Source organism: Methanoculleus chikugoensis (genome assembly GCF_019669965.1).
Classification (GTDB): domain Archaea; phylum Halobacteriota; class Methanomicrobia; order Methanomicrobiales; family Methanoculleaceae; genus Methanoculleus; species Methanoculleus chikugoensis.
The window spans coordinates 1,098,337-1,119,218 of record NZ_AP019781.1 but is presented as its reverse complement, the minus strand read 5'-3'; the positions used below and the strand labels follow the sequence as shown (position 1 = coordinate 1,119,218).

Below are 20,882 nucleotides of genomic sequence, written 5' to 3'. Positions count from 1 at the left end.
ACGGCTCCGGGGCCCGGATAGGGAGGAAATTCCCGGGAAAACTCTGCTTCCGATTCCGGGGACTTCACTTCGGGTTCTCCCGCAGGATTTGTTGATTCGGACGATGGTTGACGTCCCGGATCGAATCCATGAGGTCGGAGAGGCACGGTCGTTGCTGTGCAGGAAGAGGGGCGTGAGAAGCCGCCCGGCTTCAGATACCCGCACCGGGGGGAGCGCGCCCTGCCGCCATCACAGAGCATCGCCGAACGGCCGGCATCTCCGGTTCCGGCAGAGCGCTTATATATCGATAACACGGATAACCCCATTAGCGGGCAGGCTGCGGCGCTCCGTCGCACCCGTTTCGCCCGAAAAAGAGGTGAACCGTATGGTTGCGCTTTCAGGCGAGATTAAGGAGATATTTACAAAGACGAAAGTGATGCCGATGGCCACCGCGTCGAAGGACGGCGTTCCGAACGTGGCGCCGATGGCATCGATCCAGCTCGTCGGCGACGATACCATCTGGATCATGGACAATTACATGGTAAAGACGCTTGAAAACCTCAAAGAGAACCCTATCACGGCGCTCTACTTCTACGACCAGGAGACCAAGCGCTGCTTCCAGGTAAAAGGCTCGACGGAGATCAAGACGTCCGGCCCCGATTACGAGAAATTCCGGGCTCAGGTGAAGGCAAAGAGCGACAAATACCCGGCGAAATCGCTCATCGTCATCACAATCACCGATGTCTTCGAGTGTACTCCGGGAAAAGAAGCCGGGAAGAAGGTGCTCTAAGCACCTCTTCAACGTTTTTTAAGGTTCTGGAAGAGACGCGCCTGCAGCCCGAAGTAGTTCGAGAACCCGACGGCATGGTTCTGGTCGATCGTCGTCGAGTCGAAGGAGACCAGGTCGTCCGAGTACAGCGCGAGGTCCGAGCTCCGGCCGAGCACCCTGACGCTGCCCTTATACAGGCCGACGTCCACGAAGCCGCTCGCCCGCTCCTGGGTCTTGTCGATGAACGCATTGAGCGCGTAGAAGAGCGGTTCGTGCACGAGCCCCATATAGGCAAGTTCTGACCACTTGTCGTCGACGATATGCTTGAACGCAAGTTCCGAGCGGGTCAGGACGAGGTGCTCAAGGTCGCGGTGCGCGGCAAGGAGGACGGTTGCGGCCGGGTGCTCGTAGTTTTCCCGGGCCTTCAGGCCGAGGACCCGGTCCTCGATCATGTCGTTGCGGCCAACGCCGTTCCTTCCCGCGATCTGGTTCAGTTCCTGGATCAGGGCGATGCCGGGGAGTCTCTTCCCGTTGAGAGCGACCGGGACACCCTGCTCGAACTCAATCCGGACCTTCTCCATGACGTCGGGGGCGTCCTTCGGCGATACCGTCCAGGCGTAGATCTCCTCCGGCGGGTGGAAAGCCGGGTCTTCGAGGTTGCCGCCCTCGATGCTCCGGCTCCAGAAGTTCTCGTCGATGCTGTAGGGCTTGTCCTTTGCCACGGTCACCGGGACGTTGTGCTCCTGCGCGTAGCAGATCTCCCACTCGCGGGTCAGGTTCATCTCCCGCATCGGCGCAACGATATCGTACCCGGCAGACCTGAAGATGAAGTCGAACCGGAGCTGGTCGTTTCCTCTGCCGGTGCACCCGTGTGCGATCTTTGAGGCGCCTTCCTTCTTTGCGACCTTCACGATCTCTTCGGCGATCAGTGGGCGAGCAAGCGCCGTGCCCATCGGGTAACCCTCGTAGGACCCGTTCGCCTTGATCGAGGGGAAGATGCAGTCCGTTACGAACTTCTCCCTGGCGTCGATGGTGTAGTGTTTGTCCGCAAGCTTCTGGCCCTTCTCGGTTGCCCGGGCGATATCTGCTTCGGGCTGGCCCACGTCGACGGCAACGGTGACGATCTCGTCGAACCCGTAGTGTTCCCGCAGGAGGGGGATACAGATGGAGGTGTCGAGACCTCCCGAAAATGCTAGGACGACTTTTCCCTTTTCCATGGTAATTGATCTCCGCGTTCCTGGTTCCTTGTCTGACGGCAGACTGGAGTAATCTACATTATTATGACCTTTGACCCAATAAAAGAAGTGGTATGGACGGGCGCACCGGCAGGAATCCCATCCATTCACTCTTTTTTTCCGGGTGCATGAGGATTGGCCGCAGAGGTTTTGGGGACGCTATCAGGGCGAGCCGGCAACCCCAGGACCCATCTGCGCGACCGGGTCACCCGGGGGCCGGAGAACGGGATATTGGGATCCCGGAAGAGCGAACGTAATTAAAGGAATCAGCAGAAAAATGCGGATAAAATCCGAGATTAGCGTCTCGACTGAGGGGTACTACAGAAAACGCTGCAGAGTGACGTAAAAACAAAAATCGAACGGATTTTTGCCCATTTCGTGAAAAACGAAATTATAAGGCTGATGACCGAGAAAACGTGAAGCTGGAGGGTTCCGTCATTTTTGAGAAGAGACCCATAGAGGATACAACACCGCTACAACCAATAATCAGGGTCAGGAACCTGACCAAGGTATTCGGGCAGAACCCGGAGAAGGCACTGGAACTCCACAGGAGAGGCCGTTCGAAACAGGAGATCCTTGAGGAGACCGGCTCGACGCTGGCCCTCACCAGCGTCTCGTTCGATGTCATGCCGGGCGAGACGTTCGTGCTGATGGGGCTGTCCGGGAGCGGGAAATCGACGCTGTTACGTTGCATCAACCGGCTCATCAAACCGACCGAGGGCGAGATACGGATCGACGGCGAGGAGATCGTCGGCATGGGCCAGGAAGAACTCCGGATGATCCGGCGGCGCAAACTCGGGATGATCTTCCAGAGTTTCGCTCTTCTTCCCCACCGAACGGTTCTCGACAACGTTGCCTTTGGGCTCGAGATCCAGGGTGTCCCGGTGGAAGAACGACACAAAAAAGCCGAAGAGGTGCTCCAGATGGTGGGGCTCGGCGGCTACGGGGCGAGCATGCCCGGCGACCTCTCCGGCGGCATGAAACAACGCGTCGGGCTTGCCCGGGCGCTCACGAGCGATCCGGATATTCTCCTGATGGACGAAGCGTTCAGCGCTCTTGACCCCCTCATCAGGAGGGATATGCAGGATGAACTGCTGGATCTCCAGCAGCGGCTGGAAAAGACGATCATCTTCGTCACCCACGACCTCGATGAGGCCCTGAAACTCGGGGATCGGATCGCCCTGATGAAGGACGGCGCGATCGTGCAGGTCGGCACGCCGGAGGAGATCCTGACCAATCCGGAGAACGCCTACGTCGAGAAGTTCGTCGCCGACGTCGACCTGACAAGGGTGTACTCGGCAAGCGACGTGATGCGCCGCCCCGAACCGGTCGCCCGGTGCACCGCAGGCCCAAGGGTTGCCCTGCACCTCATGGAGGAGCACGATATCGGGAGCGTATTTGTGGTCGACCGCGAGCGCCGCCTCAAGGGCCTCGTTACGCTCGAGGATACCCTTAAGGCTGTACGAGCGGGCAGGGGACTTGGGGAGATCGTCACCACCGAGGTCCCGACCGTGGCACTCGACACACCGCTCACCGATATCATATCGCTGATCGCCGGGAGTCCCTATCCTGTGGCGGTGGTTGACGACGAGAGCAGGCTTCGGGGACTGGTGTTCCGGGGCGCCATCCTGGGTGCACTGGCACGAAAGGGAGGGGATGTTGATGGATCTGCCTAAACTCCCCGTTGGAGAGGCTGTCGAGGTGCTCGTCGAGTGGATCGACGACTACTTCGGCTGGCTGCTCGACGGTATCAGCGGAGGGCTCGGGTTCCTCATCGGCGGGCTTCAGGACCTCCTGCTCGCCATACCGGTATCGGTCCTGATCCTCCTCGCGACTGTCCTGGTCTGGTTTGTCACCCGGCGCGACATCAAACTGGCGGCACTCACCGTGCTCGGCCTGTTGCTGATCTGGAACCTCCAGCTCTGGAACCTCGCGATGCTCACCCTGGCGCTCGTCCTCGCCTCGACGGTAGTCGCGCTCGCGATATCGATCCCGCTCGGTATCGCGGCCGCAGGAAGCGATGCACTCAACGCCGCGCTCCGGCCGTTCCTCGACTTCATGCAGACGATGCCCTCGTTCGTCTATCTCATCCCCGCCGTGATCTTCTTCGGCCTCGGGAACGTGCCGGGCATCATCGCGACGGTCGTCTTTGCAATGCCGCCGGCGCTCCGCCTCACGAACCTCGGGATCCGGCAGGTGCCGACCGAGCTCGTCGAGGTCGCGGACGCTTTCGGCTCAACGCCCCGGCAGAAACTCTTCAAGGTGCAGCTCCCGGTCGCGCTCCCCACCATCATGGCGGGGGTGAACCAGTGTATCATGCTCGCCCTCTCGATGACCGTCATCGCATCGATGATCGGAGCAGGGGGGCTTGGGTACCAGGTGCTCGTGGGCATCCAGCGGGTGGATATCGGCATGGGTTTCGAGGCGGGGCTTGCCATCGTGATCATCGCGATCATCCTCGACCGGATCACCCAGAACCTTGTGCCGCAGCGTGAGACCCGGTGACCCGTCTCAATACTATTTTTGAGGGGAACGAGTGGCCGGCTCATCCTCCGGCATCCACGGTCGTATTGACCGAAGAGAGACCGGACAGACAGTAGAGTAAAGAGAGCTTTATCGCCATACGTCCGTTTAATCGGAGTTTCAAAAGGGCTCAGTTTGCCGATCAGGGCACGAAAAACCTAAATAAGGTTAGGCCTATATGTTGAAGTGGTCAATATCCGGCCTTTTTGCCCTGGGGTGCAAACACGCCAGGAGCGGCACATACCGCCGCCTCTGCTCAATCTCCGGCTTATCGGCGCATACGTCGTCCGGATCATCCGTGAGAACCCGGAACCCCACACAGCCGGGCTCTGAACATCATTTAGTCGCCAAAAAGCGGCGAAAATTCGATAAGGTGATTATATGGTTCATAAAATGAGAAGCACACTCGTACTGGCAGGTATCCTGGTTCTCTGCCTCATCTCCGCCGGCTGCACCGGCACGGAAGCAACCGAGGCCAAGAAGGAGGTCTGTATCGGCTACGTTACCTGGGACTGTGCTATCGCGAGCAGCAACGTCATGAAACTGGTCTTTGAAGAAGCAGGATACGACGTCGACATGATCGCCGTTGACGCAGGTCCGCTCTTCCAGGCGCTTGCCCGCGGTGACGTCGACTTCACAACGACCGGATGGCTCCCGCACACGCATGAGAGTTACTGGGATCAGTATGGCGACCGGATCGATTATGTCAAGCCGAACATTCCCGGAGCGGCACGCATCGGACTCGTCGTCCCCACCTACGTGACCATCGACTCGATCGAGGAGATGAACGGTGTCACTGACCGGTTCGGCGGCAGGATCGTCGGTATCGAGCCCGGTGCAGGCGTCGTGGCCAGGACCGAGCAGGCCATCGATGAATACGGCCTCAACTACAACCTTGTTGCCAGCAGCAGCGCCGGCATGGCCGCTGAACTCGGCTCCTCCATCAGTGATGAGGAGTGGGTTGCCGTGACCGGGTGGTCGCCGCACTGGAAGTTCGGCCGCTACGACCTCAAGTTCCTCGACGACCCGAAGGGCGTCTACGGCGGGGCCGAGGATATCGTGACCCTCGCACGGCAGGACCTCGCGACCGACGACCCAGCGGCCCACGGCATCCTGACCCGGTTCGAGTGGACCGCCGAGGATATCGCGTCGGTCATGACCGATATCGAGGGTGGCATGCCCGAAGAGGAGGCCGCGAAGAAGTGGATCGACGCCAACCGCGACAGGGTCGATGCCTGGCTCGGGAACGCATAAACCCCTCTTTTTTTGCAGAAGGTTCCCACGCAACCGCCTGATGCTGCGTTGCTAACCGCAGGCAGTGTGACCTCTGACAGAGGTGTTTTCAGCGCCGGGAACCGATGCAGTCTCACGCGAAGAGCGAGCGTAGCGAGCTTGAGCACCATTCAGAACGACGTCTCTGTGGAATGTCACACTTCGCACCTTACGGTGCTCAAGCTCCGTTCCTATGGAACGTCGCACTTCGCACCTTACGGTGCTCATGCTCCCTCCCCACAGGGGAGGTCGCACTTCGAAACCCTTCGGGTTTCTCAAGTTCCGTTCCTACGGAACGTCGCACTTCGCGGCTTCGCGTTCTTCGCGTGAGATTGCATCATTCTGCCTACAACCAGCTCACGCGAAGCCGCGAAAAACGCGAAGATTAGTGGATAGTAGCCCAACTCGCACTCCAGTTTTACAAACCGTCGTCCTTCGCACCTTCGGGGCTCAAACTCCGGCCTTTCGGCCCGTCGCACTTCGCACCTTCGGGGCTCAAACTCCGGCCTTTCGGCCCGTCGTCCTTCGCGCCTTCGAGGCTCGAACTCCGGTTCTTACGAACCATCGCACTTCGCACCTTGCGGTGCTCATGCTCCGTTCCTTGCGGAACGTCGCACTTCGCGTGAGCCGAACTAGATGAGAACACCGGAAGAAAAAGAAAGGGCGGTAAGATCCTGGATTACGCCAGCCCGTGATAGTGCCCGAGCGGTTCGAGGGTGATCTCCTCGCGCTTGATGGCGTCGATCGCCATCGCCGCCGCCCGCGCCGCCTGGAGCGTGGTGATGTAGGGGATGCCGTAATCGACGGCGGCGCGCATGATCTGGATGTGATCCTGCCGGGACGCCTTGTCCGCCGGGGTGTTGATGATCAGCCGGATGTTGCCGGAACGCATCGCATCGATGACGTTCGGGGATCCTTCCTGGACCTTCCGCACCAGGTTCGCCTCGACGCCGTTCTGGGTGAGGAAGTCGACCGTCCCGCTCGTGCCGTAGAGCGAGAGGCCGAGTTCTCGGAGTTTCCGGGCAACCGGCAGGAGTTCCTCCTTCTGTTCGTCCGTCACCGAGATGAAGATATTTCCCGTCGTCGGCAGGGTATTGTCCGCGGCGGTGCACGCCTTGTAGTAGGCGCGGCCGAAGTCGTAATCGATCCCCATCACCTCGCCGGTGCTCTTCATCTCCGGCCCGAGCACGGTGTCGACGCCGGGGAGTTTGTTGAAGGGCAGGAGCACCTCTTTGACCGCAACATGCTCGATCTCGGGCGCGGCGACACCCATATCGGCGAGCTTGTGCCCCACCATCACCTTCGCCGCGATCTTCGCGAGCGCGATGCCCGTCGCCTTCGCGACGAACGGCACCGTCCGGCTCGCACGCGGGTTCGCCTCGAGCACGTAGACCACGTCGTTCCTGACGGCATACTGGATGTTGATCAGCCCGACGACCCCGAGGCCGAGAGCGATCTTCTTCGTGTAGTCCCGCACCCGCGCGATCACCGAAGGGGAGAGGGACTGCGACGGTATGACGCAGGCCGAGTCGCCGGAATGGACGCCGGCCCACTCGATGTGTTCCATGATGCCGCCGATCAGGACATCCGTCCCGTCACAGACTGCATCGACGTCGATCTCGACGGCACTCTGGAGGAAGGAGTCGATCAGCACCGGGTGCTTCCGGCTCACCCGGACGGCCTCCTTGATGTAACTCTCGAGTTCGGTCTCGTCGTGGACGAGTTCCATCGCCCGCCCGCCGAGGACGTAGGACGGCCTGACCAGCACCGGGTAGCCGATCTCCCCGGCCATCCTCCGCGCCTCCTCCTCCGAGTAGGCGGAACTGTTCGCCGGGCTCGGGATCTCGAGCCGGGCAAGGAGCCGGCTGAACCGGTCGCGGTCTTCCGCCGCGTCCATGGCGTCGGGCGACGTGCCGAGGATCTTCGTCGGCAGACCGAGACGCTTGATCTCCGCCTCCAGCGGCACGGCCAGGTTCACCGAGTTCTGGCCGCCGAACTGGACCATAACGCCGTAGTAATCGTCCTTCTTGAGGATGTTCATGACGTCCTCAAGCTGCATCGGCTCAAAGAAGAGTCGATCGGAGGTGTCGGCGTCGGTCGAGACCGTCTCGGGGTTGTTGTTGACGATATGGACCTCGATCCCCTCTTCCTCGCGCAACGCCATCACCGCGTGGACGGTGCAGTAGTCGAACTCGATCCCCTGGCCGATCCGGATCGGCCCGGAACCGAGGATCAGCACCTTCTTCGCACCGTTCCGGGCGATCTCGCACTCCTCCTCCCAGGTGGAGTAGAAGTAGGGCGTCGTCGCCGGGAACTCGGCGGCGCAGGTGTCCACCATCTTGTAGGTCGGCGTTCCGGAGAGAGCCTCGATCTCGGCGGCGGTCTTCTTCGTCAGCGCCAGGAGATCTTCGTCCGAGAAACCGTGGCGCCGGGCGACTCTGACGTCCTCCGGTTCGAAATCGGTCTCGAGCTTCCGCTCGAGGTCGACGATGTTCTTGACCTTTTCAAGGAAGAACGGCGCGATCGCCGTGAGGCCGGCAACCTCCTCGACCGTGAACCCCACGCGGAAGGCATCGAAGAGGCACCCGAACCGCTCGTCCGTCGGGGACGTCAGGATCATCCGGATTTCGCTCGGGTTCGTGTGCCGCTGCATGTCGTTGTCGAGCGACCGGAGCGCCTTCTTGAACGCCTCCTCGACCGTCCGCCCGATCGCCATCACCTCGCCGGTGCTCTTCATCGCCGTCGTGAGCGTCCGGTCCGCCGACTTGAACTTATCGAACGGCCACCGGGGCACCTTCACCACTACGTAGTCGATGGCGGGCTCGAAGGATGCCGGGGTGACGCCGGTCACGGGGTTCATGATCTCGTCGAGCCGAAGCCCGATCGCGATCTTTGCCGCGACCCGGGCGATCGGGTAGCCGGTCGCCTTGGAGGCGAGCGCGGACGACCGCGAGACCCGGGGGTTCACCTCGATGATCCGGTAATCGCCGTCACGGTAGGCGAACTGGATGTTGCACCCGCCCTGGACGTCGAGCGCCCGGATGATCTTTATCGCGGCGGTCCGGAGCGTCTGGAACTCGTCGTCCCGCAGGGTGAGGATGGGCGCAACGACGACGCTCTCGCCGGTGTGGACGCCCATCGGGTCGACGTTCTCCATACCGCAGACGATGATGCAGGTGTCGGCCGCGTCCCGCATCACCTCGAACTCGATCTCCTTCCACCCGGCGACGCTCTCTTCCACGAGCACCTGGTGAATCCGGGAGCGGGCGAGCCCGAGCTCGCATATCCGCCGCATCTCCTCGGGCGTGTGCGCCACGCCGCCGCCGGAGCCGCCCAGGGTGTATGCCGGCCGGATGATCGCCGGGAGACCGACCTCGCGGATCGCCTCGTCGATCTGGTTCATGTGCTCGAGAATCATGCTCCGGGGGACGGGTTCGCCGATGGCGTTCATCAGGTCGCGGAACTGTTCGCGGTCTTCGCCCCGGTAGATCGCCTCGAGCGGTGTGCCCAGGATCTCGACACCCTCGAGCGCACCCATCTCCGCGAGTTCCGCGGTCATGTTGAGGCCGGTCTGGCCGCCCATCCCGCTCAGGATCCCGTCAGGCTTCTCTTTTGCGATGATCTTCGCGACGAGTTCGGCCTTCAGAGGCTCGATGTAGATGACGTCCGCCGTATCGGGGTCGGTCTGGATCGTCGCGGGGTTCGAGTTCACGAGGACGACCTCGACCCCCTCCTCCCGGAGCGCGCGGCAGGCCTGCGACCCCGAGAAGTCAAACTCGGCCGCCTGCCCGATCTGGATGGGGCCGGAGCCGATGATAAGAACTTTCTTGATATGAGATTTCTTCGGCATTACGGAATCTCCCTGTATATGCGGTCAAAGAAGCGCATCTCAGTGTCCCGGGGGCCGCCGTGCGCCTCCGGGTGGAACTGGACGCAGGTGATATTGAGGTCACTGTTCTCGAACCCCTCGATAGTGCCGTCGTTCACGTTCCGGTACGAGACCGTGCAGCCCTCGGGCAGGGTCTCTTCGTCCACCGCGAACCCGTGGTTCTGCGTGGTGATGGAGATGCTCCCGTCCCTGTAGCGGACCGGCTGGTTCGCCCCCCGGTGTCCGAACTTCATCTTGTAGGTCTCGGCGCCGAGCGCAAGAGCGGTCACCTGGATGCCCATGCAGATGCCGATGATCGGCACCTCGCCGGCGAGGTCGCGGACGCACCGGATGGCGTGCGTCGCCCTCCTCGGGTCGCCGGGGCCGTTGCCGACGAAGAGTGCGTCGGGTTTTGCCGCCATCACCTCGTCCGGTGCTGCGGTGTGCGGGAAGACGTGAATATCGGCGCCCCGGCGGCCGAGGCTCTCAAGAATGTGCCGCTTCACCCCGAGATCGATGACGGCGATCCGCTTTCCGGAACCGGCGATCCGGTAAGGCTCGGGGCAGGAGACGCTCCCGATGAGGTCGACGTCACCGATCGGGGGTGCTGCCCGGGCGCGCCTGACCGCCTCGTCCCCATCGTCGCTCCCGACGATGAGCGACGCCTTGAGCGTGCCGACCGTCCGGGTCTTTATCGTCAGGCTGCGGGTATCGACGCCCGATATCCCGAGAAGGCCGTTCTCTTCAAAATATTCTGCAACCGAGGGTCGTGCCGCGGGAACGCGTGCGATCTCGCGCGCGACGCAGCCCTGCGGGTGAACCTTCGAACTCTCAAAATTCTGCCGGTCTACACCATAATTCCCGATGAGGGGATACGTAAACATTAAAACCTGCCCGGCATAACTGGGGTCGGTCAATGCCTCCATGTAACCGGTCATCTGCGTTGTGAAGACGAGTTCGCCGGAACATGTCCCCTCAACGCCAAAACCATCTCCCACAACAGATGTTCCGTCTTCAAGACCCAGAACCGCCTTCATGAATTACCATACCATGTGGATCAGATTCCTTATTAACGGTAATGACGGATCGAGCGCCCGCCCCCGCACCCCTGCAGGAAACCCGAAACGGCGGGGCTTCATCGCCCCGAAATGTTGAAGGCGGCCGGGCGTGAGATGACACACAATGAGCGAGAGCGCGGCGGAGAAGATCCAGGACATCGAGACATCTGAAGGGACGTTCACGCTCAGGCTTGTCCGCGACGACCTGGGGGAGATCTACCCGGGCATGATACGGTATACCGTCGAGGTCCTTCGCGGCACCGAGACGGTCTACACCTACGCTATCAACACCTACGAGAGTGGACGCCTAGGAACCCTCTTCGATACCAGGAAGGCGGCGGAGATCGTCTTCGCCCGGCTCGCGCACGACGTGACGTCCCGCCCTCATCTCTATACCCGATCACGGGTCTTCACCCGCCCGCTCCCGGGCACCGGCACGGCCGACGTCGTCATCCTGCAGGGGAGCCCGCGCCGGTTCGGGAACTCCGCAAAGATTGCGTCGTGGTGCGACGACGAGGCCGCACAATCAGGCCTCACGTCCCGGGTCTTCTACCTGCAGGAGATGGATATCCGCCCGTGCATCGGCTGCTACGTCTGCTACGACCAGGGCTACTGCCCGGTCGAGGACGATATGCCCCCGATCATCCGGGCGCTTGAGGCCGCTTCCGTGATCGTCGTATGCACCCCCGTCTACACCGGCACCGTCCCGGCGGCTCTCAAGGCGGCGATGGATCGCTGCCAGTGGCTTCATGCCCGGGAGAAGATCCTGGGGAAGGAAGTGCGCGCCCGGGGCCTGCTCGTCGCCGTCGCGGGACGGCGGGGGAGCGAACCCTTTGTCTGCGTAACGAGGGTGGTGGGGATGTTCATGGAGAACCTGGGCATCCGTCCCGCCGACCCGGTGCTGATCGGCGATCTCGATCGGGCGAGAGACGTGGAAACGATCGGCGGGGCTGAAGACGGCGTCCGGGCGGCGCTCTCCGCGCTCCTCGCGCCCCGAAACGAAAGATAATATAGCATCCGTTCCCCACCGATGATGCATGGCTGAAGTGACAGTTGAGATTGTCGGGCTCGAAGAGTCCGAGTGCGGTCCGTTTCCCTGCGACGAGACGAGATCCTGCGGACTCGAGACCTGTTATCCCTCGAACAACCTGATAAACGCCATCAGCGCGCTGCGCGACGAGCTCCTCGACCTCTACGGCGATACAGTCGAGGTGCGGATGACATTGATCGACGAGGAGATGCCCGACTACGTGAGAGAGATCATCGAGGAGCGCCACCCGCCCATCCCGATCATCCTGGTCAACGGCAGGCTCACGTCGATCGGGAGGGTCTCGCTCGACCTGATAAAAGAAGAGATTGATTATGCACTGGAAGAGTCTTAAAATATCTTCTTCAGTTCGCCGGTCGCAAGGTCGAAGTAAAGGCCATGAAGCCGGACCCGTCCCTCTTTTTCTGCGGCCATGACCGGCGGGTAGGTGCGGAGGTGCTCGAGTTGCAGGCCGACGTTCTCGATCTCGACGAGCCTCTGCCAGATCTTCTCTTCTTCAGGGGTTTGCGGCACCTGCATCCGGCACTCAACGCGGCGCTTCGCCTCTTTTGCGTTGTTGAGCCAGAGCGGGATGTACGCATCGTCACTCTCCTGGTCGAGCCCCTTTATGGCGCCGCAGTCCGAGTGCCCGCAGATGACGATATCCCCGACTCTGAGGTGGTTGACCGCGTACTCGAGCACGGTCGCGAAGTTCCAGTCGTGAACCGGGACAATGTTGCCGATGTTGCGCTGGACGAAGATCTCGCCGGCCCTGGAACCCGTGATGCGTTCAGGGTCTACTCGCGAGTCTGAGCACCCGATCCAGAGGACCACCGGGTGTTGATCTGAGGCAAGCGGGCCGTAATGATCGGGATTCTTTTTAAAATCATCTTCCAGGAAGTTTTTGTTACCCTCAATAAATCTGTCAATCATTCGTGTGCTCCGTGAATAATGTAATGATATGGGCGCCCGGATGGGTACGCCCGAAAGGAGAGTTATGTCCAGGGGTTTAAAAAATATAGTTCTTTGGAATCTCTGGAAAAATTGCAGCAGCAAAGCGGGAGAAAAACGGCCATCCAGCCCCTGGATGGGGGCAGGGGAACCAGAGCAGCCCCGGGCACCGGTGCAAGGAGCGAGGCGCGGAGCAGCGAGTGCGCCATCATGTCCGGGTAAATCCGTTTAACCGAACCGGTTTGTTAAAAAGGTGCTCTCCGCCGGGATCGCGGCGCCCGGCGGAGAGTATGCGCTCCCCCTCCCGGAGACGAGGTCACCTCTGGACGGCGCCGAGGTTCGCCTGCTCCACGGTCTGCGCGTAGCGGGCGAGCACGCCGGTAAGCCGTTTTTGCGGCGGCTTCCAGGCCTTCCGCCGCTCTTCGAGGGTCGCTCTCTCTACAGCGAGGTCGAGGCTCTTTTCGTAGAGATCGATCGCGATCTCGTCGCCGTCCTCGACGAGGGCGATCGGCCCGCCGACCGCGGCCTCGGGAGCAATGTGCCCGATGCACGGCCCCCGGGTGCCGCCCGAGAAGCGGCCGTCCGTCACCAGGGCGACCCGGGCGTAGCCGAGGCCCATCAGTGCGGATGTCGGCGAGAGCATCTCGGGCATTCCGGGCCCTCCCCGCGGCCCCTCGTACCGGATCACGATGACGTCGCCCTCCGCAATCTCGCGATGGAGGATCGCCTCCATCGCTGCCTCTTCACCGTCGTAGACCCGTGCCGGCCCCCGGTGCCGCCACATCGCCTCCGGGACGGCGGCGCACTTGACGACGGCGCCGTCGGGGGCGAGCGTTCCTCGCACGATCTTGAGGCCGCCAGCGGGGCTGACGGGGGCGTCGGCCGTCCGGATCACCTCCGGGTCGGCGACCCGCGCGTCTCCCGCGATCTCAAGGATCGACCGGCCCGATACCGTCGGTGCGTCGTCGAGGTAACGCTCGAGCATCTTCAGGACCGCAGGGATCCCTCCGGCCCGGTAGAGGGCGAGCATCGAGTGCGGTCCGCCGGGCTGCATGTGGCAGATGTGCGGGGTCTCTTCACCGAGGCTGTTGAAGGTCTCAAGATCGAGGGGAACACCCGCCTCCCGGGCGACGGCCATCAGGTGGAGCACCGTGTTCGACGATCCCCCGAGCGCCATGTCCACCCGGATGGCGTTCTTGAGACTTGTCGGGGTGACGATATCCCGCGGGCGGATACCCTCCCGGACGATGCCGACCGCCCGCTCCCCGCTCTCACGGGCTATGCGGAGTTTTGCGGCGTCGACTGCGGGGATGGCAGCGGTTCCCGGGAGGGAGAGGCCGAGCGCCTCGGTCACGCACGCCATGGTGTTTGCGGTATAGAGCCCCTGGCAGCTGCCGCACCCGGGCATCGCCGCGCACTCGAGCTCCCCGAGTTCCTCCTCGCTCATCGTCCCGGCCGCGACGCGGCCCACGCCCTCGAAGACGTCGATGAGGGAGAGTTCGCGGCCCGCCGCGTAGCCGGGGAGCATCGGGCCGCCGGTGACGACGATCGTCGGGACGTTGCACCGCACCGCCGCCATCAGCATGCCGGGGACGATCTTGTCGCAGGTTCCGATGCAGACCAGGCCGTCGAACCGGTGCGCCTCGGCCATCAGTTCAACGGCGTCGGCGATGTTCTCCCGTGACGGGAGCGAGTAGCGCATCCCCTCGTGGCCCATCGCGATCCCGTCGCAGATGCCGATGGTCCCGAACTCGAACGCCACGCCGCCCGCGGCCGCGACACCCTCCTGCACCTTCTGCGAGAGGGACCGGAGGTGGATGTGCCCGGGGACGATCGTGTTATACGCGTTTGCTATCCCGATGAAGGGCTGGTCCATCTCACGGTCGGTGACGCCGAGCGACCTGAGCAGCGCCCGGTTCGGAGCACGCTGGTAGCCAGTCTTTACCTTCTCACTCCGCATGGTAATCCTCGTAGGAGAGTACACGCGCAGGGGGAGAAGAGGATTCCGGTTGGGCGGGGAGGTGGTGCAGGGGGGAGATGTTCGCGCATGATGGCGGGCGAGTGATATCTCATGTTTGAGAATGCTTACAACGCACACCCTTTGAGTTATCACGGCCCATTCGGCCAAACATACCCATACACGGATTCCCAGTGGGTATCGCCACGCACTGCCCCCGCCCCCTAAGGGGGCGGGGGAGGAGGCCGAAGGCCGGGTGGGGTGGGGGTTACAGATATCCTTTTATGAGGTAGAGACAGGGGAGGGGGAACCCCCTCCCCGCGAGCCGCCTCCCCCATGGCGATACTCCCACGGTCCACTGCATGGGGAGGCGCGGAAAAAATGATATGTGGCCGGGGCACGGTCTCCCATCGGCAACGCCCGGGCACCGTCCCCTTCCGGTACGGGACTCTACCTGAGAGAGGCTATATCAGGGGGCTGCCTGCTCCTCGCCCCCATCATACAGTTCCACAACCCCCCCTATCACGATCACCGCCGGGGGCCGGACGCCTGCGGCGCGGGCTTTTTGGGCGATATCGGCGAGCGTCCCGACCGTCACGCGCTGGTCGGGACGCATCCCCCGCTCGATGATCGCGACCGGGGTCGCGGGGTCCTTGCCGTTCGCGGTGAGCGCCGCCGCGATGGCCGGGAGGTTCTTTACGCCCATCAGGACGACTAGCGTCCCTTTCAGCCGCGCGAGAACCTCCCAGTCGAGGGCGGACTCGGGTTTCGTGGGGTCCTCGTGGCCGGTGATGAAGGTCACCTGCGACGCATACCGCCGGTGGGTGACCGGGATGCCGACCATCTCCGGGACGGCGATGGCGCTCGTCACCCCCGGCACCACCTCGACCCTGATGCCGTGCTCCCGGAGCGTCTCGACCTCCTCCCCGCCGCGGCCGAAGAGGAAGGGGTCGCCGCCTTTCAGGCGCACGACCGTTTTGCCCGCCTTCACCCGCTCGACCATCAGCGCCTCGATCTCGTCCTGCTCCATGGTGTGGTTCCCGCCGTACTTCCCGCAGTCGACGAGCTCGGCGTCCCGCGGGAGCGTCGCGAGGATCTCCTCGCCCGGGAGCTGGTCGTAGAGGACCACGTCCGCTCTGTCGATCACCTCGCGGGCCTTCATCGTCAGGAGGTCGAGCCCGCCGGGGCCGGACCCCACAAGATACGCTTTTCCTGTCATGGTTTTATCCCCAGTGCCGCGTAAGCCTCCCGGATCAGTCCGGCCGCCTGCACACGCAGCGCCCGCCCCCACTCCCGGGCTTCGCCGACGGTCGCAACGCGCCGCTCGATCCGCTCCCATCGGGAGCCGTCGAGCGCGAGCACCTCGGCGATCAGGTTCCCGTCCCGGCAGTAGATCCCCTGCGGGGTGAAGCACCCGCCGCCGACCTCCTCCATGACGGCACGCTCGATCTCGACGTCAAGGCGGGTCGGCGCGTGGTCGAACGCTGCGAAGGCGCCGGCGACGGCCGGGTCGTCCCGGCAGACGACCGCGATGGTCCCCTGGTTTGGGGATGGGACGAACCGGTCGGTGGGGAGGGCTTCTCCCGGGAGCGTGAGCCCGAGGCGTTCGAGGCCCGCCTCCGCGAGCACGATGGCGTCGTACTGCCCCTCACGGAGTTTCCGTATCCTGGTATCGACGTTCCCGCGCAGTTGCTTCACCTCAAGCGCCGGGGCGTCGCGGAGGAGCTGGGCGCGGCGCCGGGTGCTCGACGACCCGATGACAGAGACCGCATCGAGGGGGCACTCGTGCGCGAGGAAGTCCGCCGGCGAGTCCCGCTCGAGCACCGCACAGCAGGTGAGCCCCGCCGGGCGGGCTGCGGGGATATCCTTCATGCTGTGCACCGCGGCGTCGATCTCGCCGCGGAGGATGGCGTCGTCGAGCGCCCGCACGAAGACCCCCTGTCCCCCGATGGCATGGAGCGGGACTCCGGTCGCGGTGTCGCCCTCGGTCGCGATCGTGACGAGTTCCGCCTCGATCCCCCGATCAGCGAGCATGCCGACCACCCTGTTCGTCTGTGCAAGCGCGAGAGCGCTTCCCCGTGTGCCTATGCGAAGAGACATGATCCGTATGCTTCCGCTATCTGTTCGATATCCGCTTTCGTGTGCGCCGCCGAGAGGAAGTTCGTCTCGAACTGCGACGGCGGGAGGAAGACCCCCGCCTCGAGCATCGCTTTCCAGAACCGCGAGAACGCCTCCGTGTCGCACTCCTTGACCTCGCGGTAGTTCCGCGGCGGCTCGCTCCGGAAGAAGTGCTTGAAGAGCGAGCCCACCCTGACGAATGTTCCTCTGCCCGCATCCGCAGCGACCTCTCCGATCACCCGCGTGGCTTCGTCGAGCCGCCGGTAGACCTCCGGGTGCTCGTGCAGGTAGCGAAGCGCCGCGTACCCCGCCGCGAGGCTTGCCGGGTTGCCGCTGAAGGTTCCGGCCTGGTAGACCGGTCCTGCGGGAGCGACCAGTTCCATGATCTCGCGCCGTCCCCCGAACGCCCCGATGGGGAGGCCGCCGCCGATGATCTTGCCGAACGTGGCGAGGTCCGGCTTTACCCCGTAGAGCACCTCCGCGCCGCCGATCCCAACCCGGTAGCCGGTGATCACCTCGTCGAGGATGAGGAGGACGTCGTGGGCGGCGGTGATCTCCCGGACGTCGGCGAGATAGCCGTCATCGGGGAGGACCGGGCCGATGTTGCCCATGATCGGTTCGAGGATGAACACGGCGACGTCGTCGTTTCCGGCGAGCAGCGTTTCCAGCGCCTCGGGGTCGTTGTAGGGGACCTGCCGGGTGTGCGCCACCAGATCCGCAAGGACGCCCGCGGAGTCGGGCACCCCGAGCGTGGTCGCTCCCGACCCGGCCTTGACGAGGACCGCGTCGTGGGCGCCGTGGAACCCCCCCTCGATCTTGATGATGTCCTGTTTCCCGGTGTAGCCGCGGGCGAGCCGGATCGCGGCCATCGTCGCTTCGGAGCCCGACGAGACGAACCGCACCATATCGACCGCGGGATGGTCGCCGGTGATGACTCCCGCGAGGTCGAGTTCGAGCGGCGTCGGCGTGCCGTAGAGCCACCCCTTCTCGAGCTGGCGCTCGATCGCCTCACGAACCTTCGGGTGCGCGTGGCCGAGGATGAGGGGGCCGTAGCCGAGACAGCAGTCGATGAGATCCGCGCCGTCGACGGTCGCAAGATGCGAACCTGCGGCGCGCTCCACGTAGAACGGGTAGGGTTTGATCGCCCGCACGGGGCTGCTGACGCCGCCCGGCATCAGGGTCTTTGCGCGTGCGAAAAGGTCACTGCTCTTCATCGAGCCACCTCGCCGCGTCTTCTGCAAAGTAGGTGATGATCAGGTCGGCCCCGGCCCGCCTGATGGCGGTGAGGGTCTCGATGGCGACGGCGCGCTCGTCCAGCCACCCGCGCTCGGCGGCGGCCTTGATCATCGCGTACTCCCCGCTGACCTGGTAGGCCGCGACCGGCAGGCCGAGGTTCGCGACGGCCGCGAGGATGTCGAGATAGGCGCCGGCCGGCTTGACCATCAGGATATCCGCCCCTTCGGCCGCGTCGAGCTCCGACTCCATCAGCGCCTCCCGGGCGTTGCCCGGGTTGATCTGGTAGGTCGTCCGGTCCCCAAACGAGAACCCCGAGTCTGCCGCGTCGCGGAACGGCCCGTAGAGGGCGCTCGCGAACTTCGAGGAGTAGGACATGATCAGGACGTCCTGGAATCCGGCGGCATCGAGAGCCTGCCGGATCGCCCGGACCATCCCGTCGAGCATGCACGACGGCGCGACGATATCGGCGCCGCTCTCTGCGTGGGAGACGGCGATCTGCGCCATCAGTTCAAGCGAGGGGTCGTTTAAGAGGTCGGGGCCGTCGACGGTCTCGCCGACAAAACCGCAGTGGCCGTGATCGGTGTACTCGCAGGCGCAGACGTCGGTCACGACCACCATCTCCGGAAGATGCTCCTTGACTTTTTGGACGGCACGCTGGACGACGCCGTCCGCCGCGTATGCGCCGGTCGCCTTACCGTCTTTTGCGGCCGGAACCCCGAAGAGGAGCACCGCCCGGATGCCGGCATCCCGGAGGCGCTCGCAGTAGCCGGCGACGCCGTCCACCGGGTGGCGGAACTGCCCCGGCATCGAGGCGATCGGAAGCGGTGCGCTGATCGATTCATCCACGAAGACCGGCGCAATGAGATCGGTCTTTCGAAGTTCGGTTTCGCGGAGGAGCGGCTGGACGATCCGCCGCCGCATCCGTCTCATTCTTCGTTCTGGATACATGGTTTTCCCCGGGTAATCGCCCTTATCAGGGCCTCTGCTGTCATGATATCCCCGCGCTCAGCACTCGCGCGGATGGCCGTCGTCACATCCGAGAGGAGTTTCTTCGTGAGCACACGTGTCAGGTCGTCGACGACCTCCCCTGTGCGGTCGTCCGTCTCCCCCAGGCGCGCGAGCGCCCGGTCGCGTTCACGCGCCCGGATCGACTCCGCCCAGGTGTAGAGGAGGGCGAGCGTCTCGTCGGCCGCCGTCCGGCGGAGGAGCCGGATGAAGTGATCGGTCTCCTCGTCGATGATCCCCCGTGCGCGGTCCGCCTCGCTCCTCCGGGAGTCCATGGCAGCGTCGTTGACGTTCCTGAGGTCGTCGATGGTGAAGAGGTGCACGCCTTCGATCGACCGCACCCCCTCCTCGACGTCGCGGGGCTGGGCGATGTCGATGAGGATCAGGTGGCGGGGGTGTGGATCGAGCGGCCAGAGCCGCTCCTCCATCACCGTCCGGATATCCTCCTCCCGGATGACCGGATGCGGTGCGGCGGTGCAGGAGATGACGACATCGGAGAGCGCGATGTAGCGGTAGAGGTCCTTGAAGTTGACCGCGCGCCCCCCGATCTTATCCGCAAGCATCACCGCCCGCTCATAGGTTCTGTTGGCGACGTAGATGGCCGTAAGGCCTTTCGCGGCGAGCGCCTGCGCCACCAGAACACCCATCTCTCCGCTCCCGACGACCAGGATGTGCCGGTCGCTGAGGGTGCCGAGGAGGTTCTCCGCGAGCGTCACGGCCGCGGAGCCGACGGAGACCGCACCCCGGTTGATCTGCGTCTGGCGCCGGACCCTGACCCCCACGTGCACCGCCTTGTTGACGCAGAGGGAGATGACACTGTTCGCGGCCCCCGCTTCTTCTGCGATCGCGAGCGCCTGCTTGAGCTGCCCGAGGATCTGGTCCTCGCCGACGATCAGCGAGTCGATCCCTGCGGCCAGTTCCAGGAGGTGGCGAGGCACGGCCTCGCCCTCGATGACCGTAAACCCATGCCTGCCCTTCTCCTGCAGGAATCCTTCAAGGCTCCGTGCGTCCCCCTGCACCAGCACTTCGACGCGGTTGCATGTCTGGAGCAGGAGCGCACCCCGGAACCGCTCCTGTGCCTCGCGGAGGAACGCCGCCTCATCGGGGAACCGGAACGCCTCAAGCGTGGCGATGTCCGCGGTGTGGTGGCTGACGCCCGCGAGCGCGAGGGGGATGGCGAGCGGTTCAGGCATGCAGGTACCTCTCGATAGCCAGTGCGCGCGCCCGGCCGTAGTCGGTGGCGAGCGCTGCCCGGATCTCGTCGTCCAAGAGGATCTCCCAGAGGATGCGGGCCCGCTCTGCCTGCACCGGTTCGGTCTCCCGGAGCATCGGACGGATCTCCTCCTGCAGCTCGATCATCATATCGAGGTCTGCGTAATCCGCTTCAAGTCTCATGCGGAGGTACCGCGAAACGGCGGGACTCTTTCCGCGGGTGCTGATCGCGACGAGGAAGCGGCTGCCCCGGACGACCGAAGGGATGGTGACGTCGCCGGGCTCGCCTGCGGCGTTGTTGAAGAGAACACCGGCCTCAGCGCACAGTCTTCCGATACGGTCGTTGAGGCCCGAATCCGGCGTCGCGGCTACTGCGAGGAACGCACCCGAAAGAAAGCCCCGGAGCGCCTCGTCCGGGAGAGCCGAGAGATCGGTCTCCTGCCGCCGGATCGCGAGACCGTCGAGGTCCGGCGAGAAAGAACGGCTGATCACCGTCACCTCCGCCTCATGCTCAAAGAACGCAGCCTTTCGGGCACCGACGTCGCCTCCGCCGAATATGAGCACCCTCCTGGCCGTCAGGTCAAGCATGAGAGGGATCATTCGTTCTATAGTGTGGTGAACGGACTACATTAAGGTGTTGAAAAACAGGTTCCCTCAAAAACCCGTGAGCGT

The 20,882-nt window shown here is 63.7% G+C and carries 18 protein-coding genes; 6 read left to right on the top strand and 12 right to left on the bottom strand.

The genetic code is table 11. The features are described 5' to 3' along the window. The first annotated feature begins 364 nt into the window (after positions 1–364). Positions 365–769, top strand: a complete 405-nt coding sequence (locus MchiMG62_RS05740; RefSeq protein WP_054847887.1) for a pyridoxamine 5'-phosphate oxidase family protein — start codon at positions 365–367, stop codon at positions 767–769. 8 nt (positions 770–777) lie between these two features. Here MchiMG62_RS05740 and MchiMG62_RS05735 read toward each other — a convergent pair whose 3' ends face one another. Next, positions 778–1,965 (bottom strand): argininosuccinate synthase, encoded by a 1,188-nt coding sequence (locus tag MchiMG62_RS05735; protein ID WP_221058312.1) that lies wholly within the window; start codon positions 1,963–1,965, stop codon positions 778–780. 434 nt (positions 1,966–2,399) lie between these two features. Between MchiMG62_RS05735 and MchiMG62_RS05730 the strand changes: the two genes are divergently transcribed. The 3 genes from MchiMG62_RS05730 to MchiMG62_RS05720 all read left to right on the top strand — a co-directional run bounded on the left by MchiMG62_RS05730 (position 2,400) and on the right by MchiMG62_RS05720 (position 5,760). Then, the gene (locus MchiMG62_RS05730) at positions 2,400–3,659 is read left to right on the top strand and encodes a quaternary amine ABC transporter ATP-binding protein (protein WP_221058311.1); all 1,260 of its coding nucleotides are present in this window, start codon (positions 2,400–2,402) and stop codon (positions 3,657–3,659) included. Further along, a complete protein-coding gene (locus tag MchiMG62_RS05725) occupies positions 3,646–4,488 on the top strand; it encodes an ABC transporter permease (protein ID WP_221058310.1) in 843 nt (280 codons plus the stop codon). The genes MchiMG62_RS05730 and MchiMG62_RS05725 overlap by 14 nt, the downstream gene beginning before the upstream one ends. Positions 4,489–4,899: 411 nt before the next feature. Then, positions 4,900–5,760, top strand: a complete 861-nt coding sequence (locus MchiMG62_RS05720) for a glycine betaine ABC transporter substrate-binding protein (RefSeq protein ID WP_244987820.1) — start codon at positions 4,900–4,902, stop codon at positions 5,758–5,760. 436 nt (positions 5,761–6,196) lie between these two features. Here MchiMG62_RS05720 and MchiMG62_RS05715 read toward each other — a convergent pair whose 3' ends face one another. The 3 genes from MchiMG62_RS05715 to carA form a co-directional block, all read right to left on the bottom strand. Beyond that, the gene (locus MchiMG62_RS05715; protein WP_221058306.1) at positions 6,197–6,343 is read right to left on the bottom strand and encodes a hypothetical protein; all 147 of its coding nucleotides are present in this window, start codon (positions 6,341–6,343) and stop codon (positions 6,197–6,199) included. A gap of 114 nt (positions 6,344–6,457) precedes the next feature. Next, positions 6,458–9,628, bottom strand: coding sequence for a carbamoyl-phosphate synthase large subunit (gene carB / locus MchiMG62_RS05710; RefSeq protein WP_221058305.1), 3,171 nt, complete (start codon positions 9,626–9,628; stop codon positions 6,458–6,460). After that, positions 9,628–10,683, bottom strand: a complete 1,056-nt coding sequence (carA, locus tag MchiMG62_RS05705) for a glutamine-hydrolyzing carbamoyl-phosphate synthase small subunit (RefSeq protein ID WP_221058303.1) — start codon at positions 10,681–10,683, stop codon at positions 9,628–9,630. The genes carB and carA overlap by 1 nt, the downstream gene beginning before the upstream one ends. A gap of 145 nt (positions 10,684–10,828) precedes the next feature. Here carA and MchiMG62_RS05700 point away from each other — a divergent pair, with 145 nt between their 5' ends. Next, a complete protein-coding gene (locus tag MchiMG62_RS05700; RefSeq protein ID WP_221058301.1) occupies positions 10,829–11,713 on the top strand; it encodes a flavodoxin family protein in 885 nt (294 codons plus the stop codon). Between the two features lie 28 nt (positions 11,714–11,741). Next, positions 11,742–12,086 carry a hypothetical protein gene (locus MchiMG62_RS05695; protein WP_054847884.1) on the top strand — a complete coding sequence of 115 codons (345 nt, stop codon included), beginning with the start codon at positions 11,742–11,744 and terminating at the stop codon, positions 12,084–12,086. Here the strand turns inward: MchiMG62_RS05695 and MchiMG62_RS05690 are convergent. From MchiMG62_RS05690 to MchiMG62_RS05655, 8 genes are all read right to left on the bottom strand, one after another. Further along, positions 12,083–12,664, bottom strand: coding sequence for a carbonic anhydrase (locus MchiMG62_RS05690; protein WP_221058299.1), 582 nt, complete (start codon positions 12,662–12,664; stop codon positions 12,083–12,085). The genes MchiMG62_RS05695 and MchiMG62_RS05690 overlap by 4 nt on opposite strands. Positions 12,665–12,998: 334 nt before the next feature. Beyond that, positions 12,999–14,642 carry a dihydroxy-acid dehydratase gene (gene ilvD / locus MchiMG62_RS05685; protein ID WP_221058297.1) on the bottom strand — a complete coding sequence of 548 codons (1,644 nt, stop codon included), beginning with the start codon at positions 14,640–14,642 and terminating at the stop codon, positions 12,999–13,001. A gap of 466 nt (positions 14,643–15,108) precedes the next feature. Next, a complete protein-coding gene (gene cobA / locus MchiMG62_RS05680; RefSeq protein ID WP_221058296.1) occupies positions 15,109–15,858 on the bottom strand; it encodes a uroporphyrinogen-III C-methyltransferase in 750 nt (249 codons plus the stop codon). Next, on the bottom strand, positions 15,855–16,739 hold the full coding sequence (gene hemC, locus MchiMG62_RS05675; RefSeq protein ID WP_221058294.1) for a hydroxymethylbilane synthase: 885 nt from the start codon (positions 16,737–16,739) through the stop codon (positions 15,855–15,857). Before hemC ends, cobA begins: the two co-directional genes overlap by 4 nt. Next, entirely contained in the window at positions 16,724–17,971 is a 1,248-nt protein-coding gene (gene hemL, locus MchiMG62_RS05670) for a glutamate-1-semialdehyde 2,1-aminomutase (protein WP_221058292.1), read from the bottom strand. The genes hemC and hemL overlap by 16 nt, the downstream gene beginning before the upstream one ends. Then, a complete protein-coding gene (gene hemB / locus MchiMG62_RS05665; RefSeq protein ID WP_221058290.1) occupies positions 17,958–18,941 on the bottom strand; it encodes a porphobilinogen synthase in 984 nt (327 codons plus the stop codon). Before hemB ends, hemL begins: the two co-directional genes overlap by 14 nt. Beyond that, on the bottom strand, positions 18,920–20,191 hold the full coding sequence (gene hemA, locus MchiMG62_RS05660) for a glutamyl-tRNA reductase (protein WP_221058288.1): 1,272 nt from the start codon (positions 20,189–20,191) through the stop codon (positions 18,920–18,922). Before hemA ends, hemB begins: the two co-directional genes overlap by 22 nt. Then, a complete protein-coding gene (locus tag MchiMG62_RS05655; protein ID WP_221058287.1) occupies positions 20,184–20,810 on the bottom strand; it encodes a precorrin-2 dehydrogenase/sirohydrochlorin ferrochelatase family protein in 627 nt (208 codons plus the stop codon). The genes hemA and MchiMG62_RS05655 overlap by 8 nt, the downstream gene beginning before the upstream one ends. Positions 20,811–20,882: the final 72 nt, after the last annotated feature.

Coding starts and splice junctions, on each gene's coding strand:
- MchiMG62_RS05740 (WP_054847887.1), top strand. CDS start 365: ATGGTTGCGCTTTCAGGCGAGATTAAGGAGATATTTACAAAGACGAAA.
- MchiMG62_RS05735 (WP_221058312.1), bottom strand. CDS start 1,965: ATGGAAAAGGGAAAAGTCGTCCTAGCATTTTCGGGAGGTCTCGACACC.
- MchiMG62_RS05725 (WP_221058310.1), top strand. CDS start 3,646: ATGGATCTGCCTAAACTCCCCGTTGGAGAGGCTGTCGAGGTGCTCGTC.
- MchiMG62_RS05720 (WP_244987820.1), top strand. CDS start 4,900: ATGAGAAGCACACTCGTACTGGCAGGTATCCTGGTTCTCTGCCTCATC.
- MchiMG62_RS05715 (WP_221058306.1), bottom strand. CDS start 6,343: ATGGTTCGTAAGAACCGGAGTTCGAGCCTCGAAGGCGCGAAGGACGAC.
- carB (WP_221058305.1), bottom strand. CDS start 9,628: ATGCCGAAGAAATCTCATATCAAGAAAGTTCTTATCATCGGCTCCGGC.
- carA (WP_221058303.1), bottom strand. CDS start 10,683: ATGAAGGCGGTTCTGGGTCTTGAAGACGGAACATCTGTTGTGGGAGAT.
- MchiMG62_RS05700 (WP_221058301.1), top strand. CDS start 10,829: ATGAGCGAGAGCGCGGCGGAGAAGATCCAGGACATCGAGACATCTGAA.
- MchiMG62_RS05695 (WP_054847884.1), top strand. CDS start 11,742: ATGGCTGAAGTGACAGTTGAGATTGTCGGGCTCGAAGAGTCCGAGTGC.
- MchiMG62_RS05690 (WP_221058299.1), bottom strand. CDS start 12,664: ATGATTGACAGATTTATTGAGGGTAACAAAAACTTCCTGGAAGATGAT.
- ilvD (WP_221058297.1), bottom strand. CDS start 14,642: ATGCGGAGTGAGAAGGTAAAGACTGGCTACCAGCGTGCTCCGAACCGG.
- cobA (WP_221058296.1), bottom strand. CDS start 15,858: ATGACAGGAAAAGCGTATCTTGTGGGGTCCGGCCCCGGCGGGCTCGAC.
- hemC (WP_221058294.1), bottom strand. CDS start 16,739: ATGTCTCTTCGCATAGGCACACGGGGAAGCGCTCTCGCGCTTGCACAG.
- hemL (WP_221058292.1), bottom strand. CDS start 17,971: ATGAAGAGCAGTGACCTTTTCGCACGCGCAAAGACCCTGATGCCGGGC.
- hemB (WP_221058290.1), bottom strand. CDS start 18,941: ATGTATCCAGAACGAAGAATGAGACGGATGCGGCGGCGGATCGTCCAG.
- hemA (WP_221058288.1), bottom strand. CDS start 20,191: ATGCCTGAACCGCTCGCCATCCCCCTCGCGCTCGCGGGCGTCAGCCAC.
- MchiMG62_RS05655 (WP_221058287.1), bottom strand. CDS start 20,810: ATGATCCCTCTCATGCTTGACCTGACGGCCAGGAGGGTGCTCATATTC.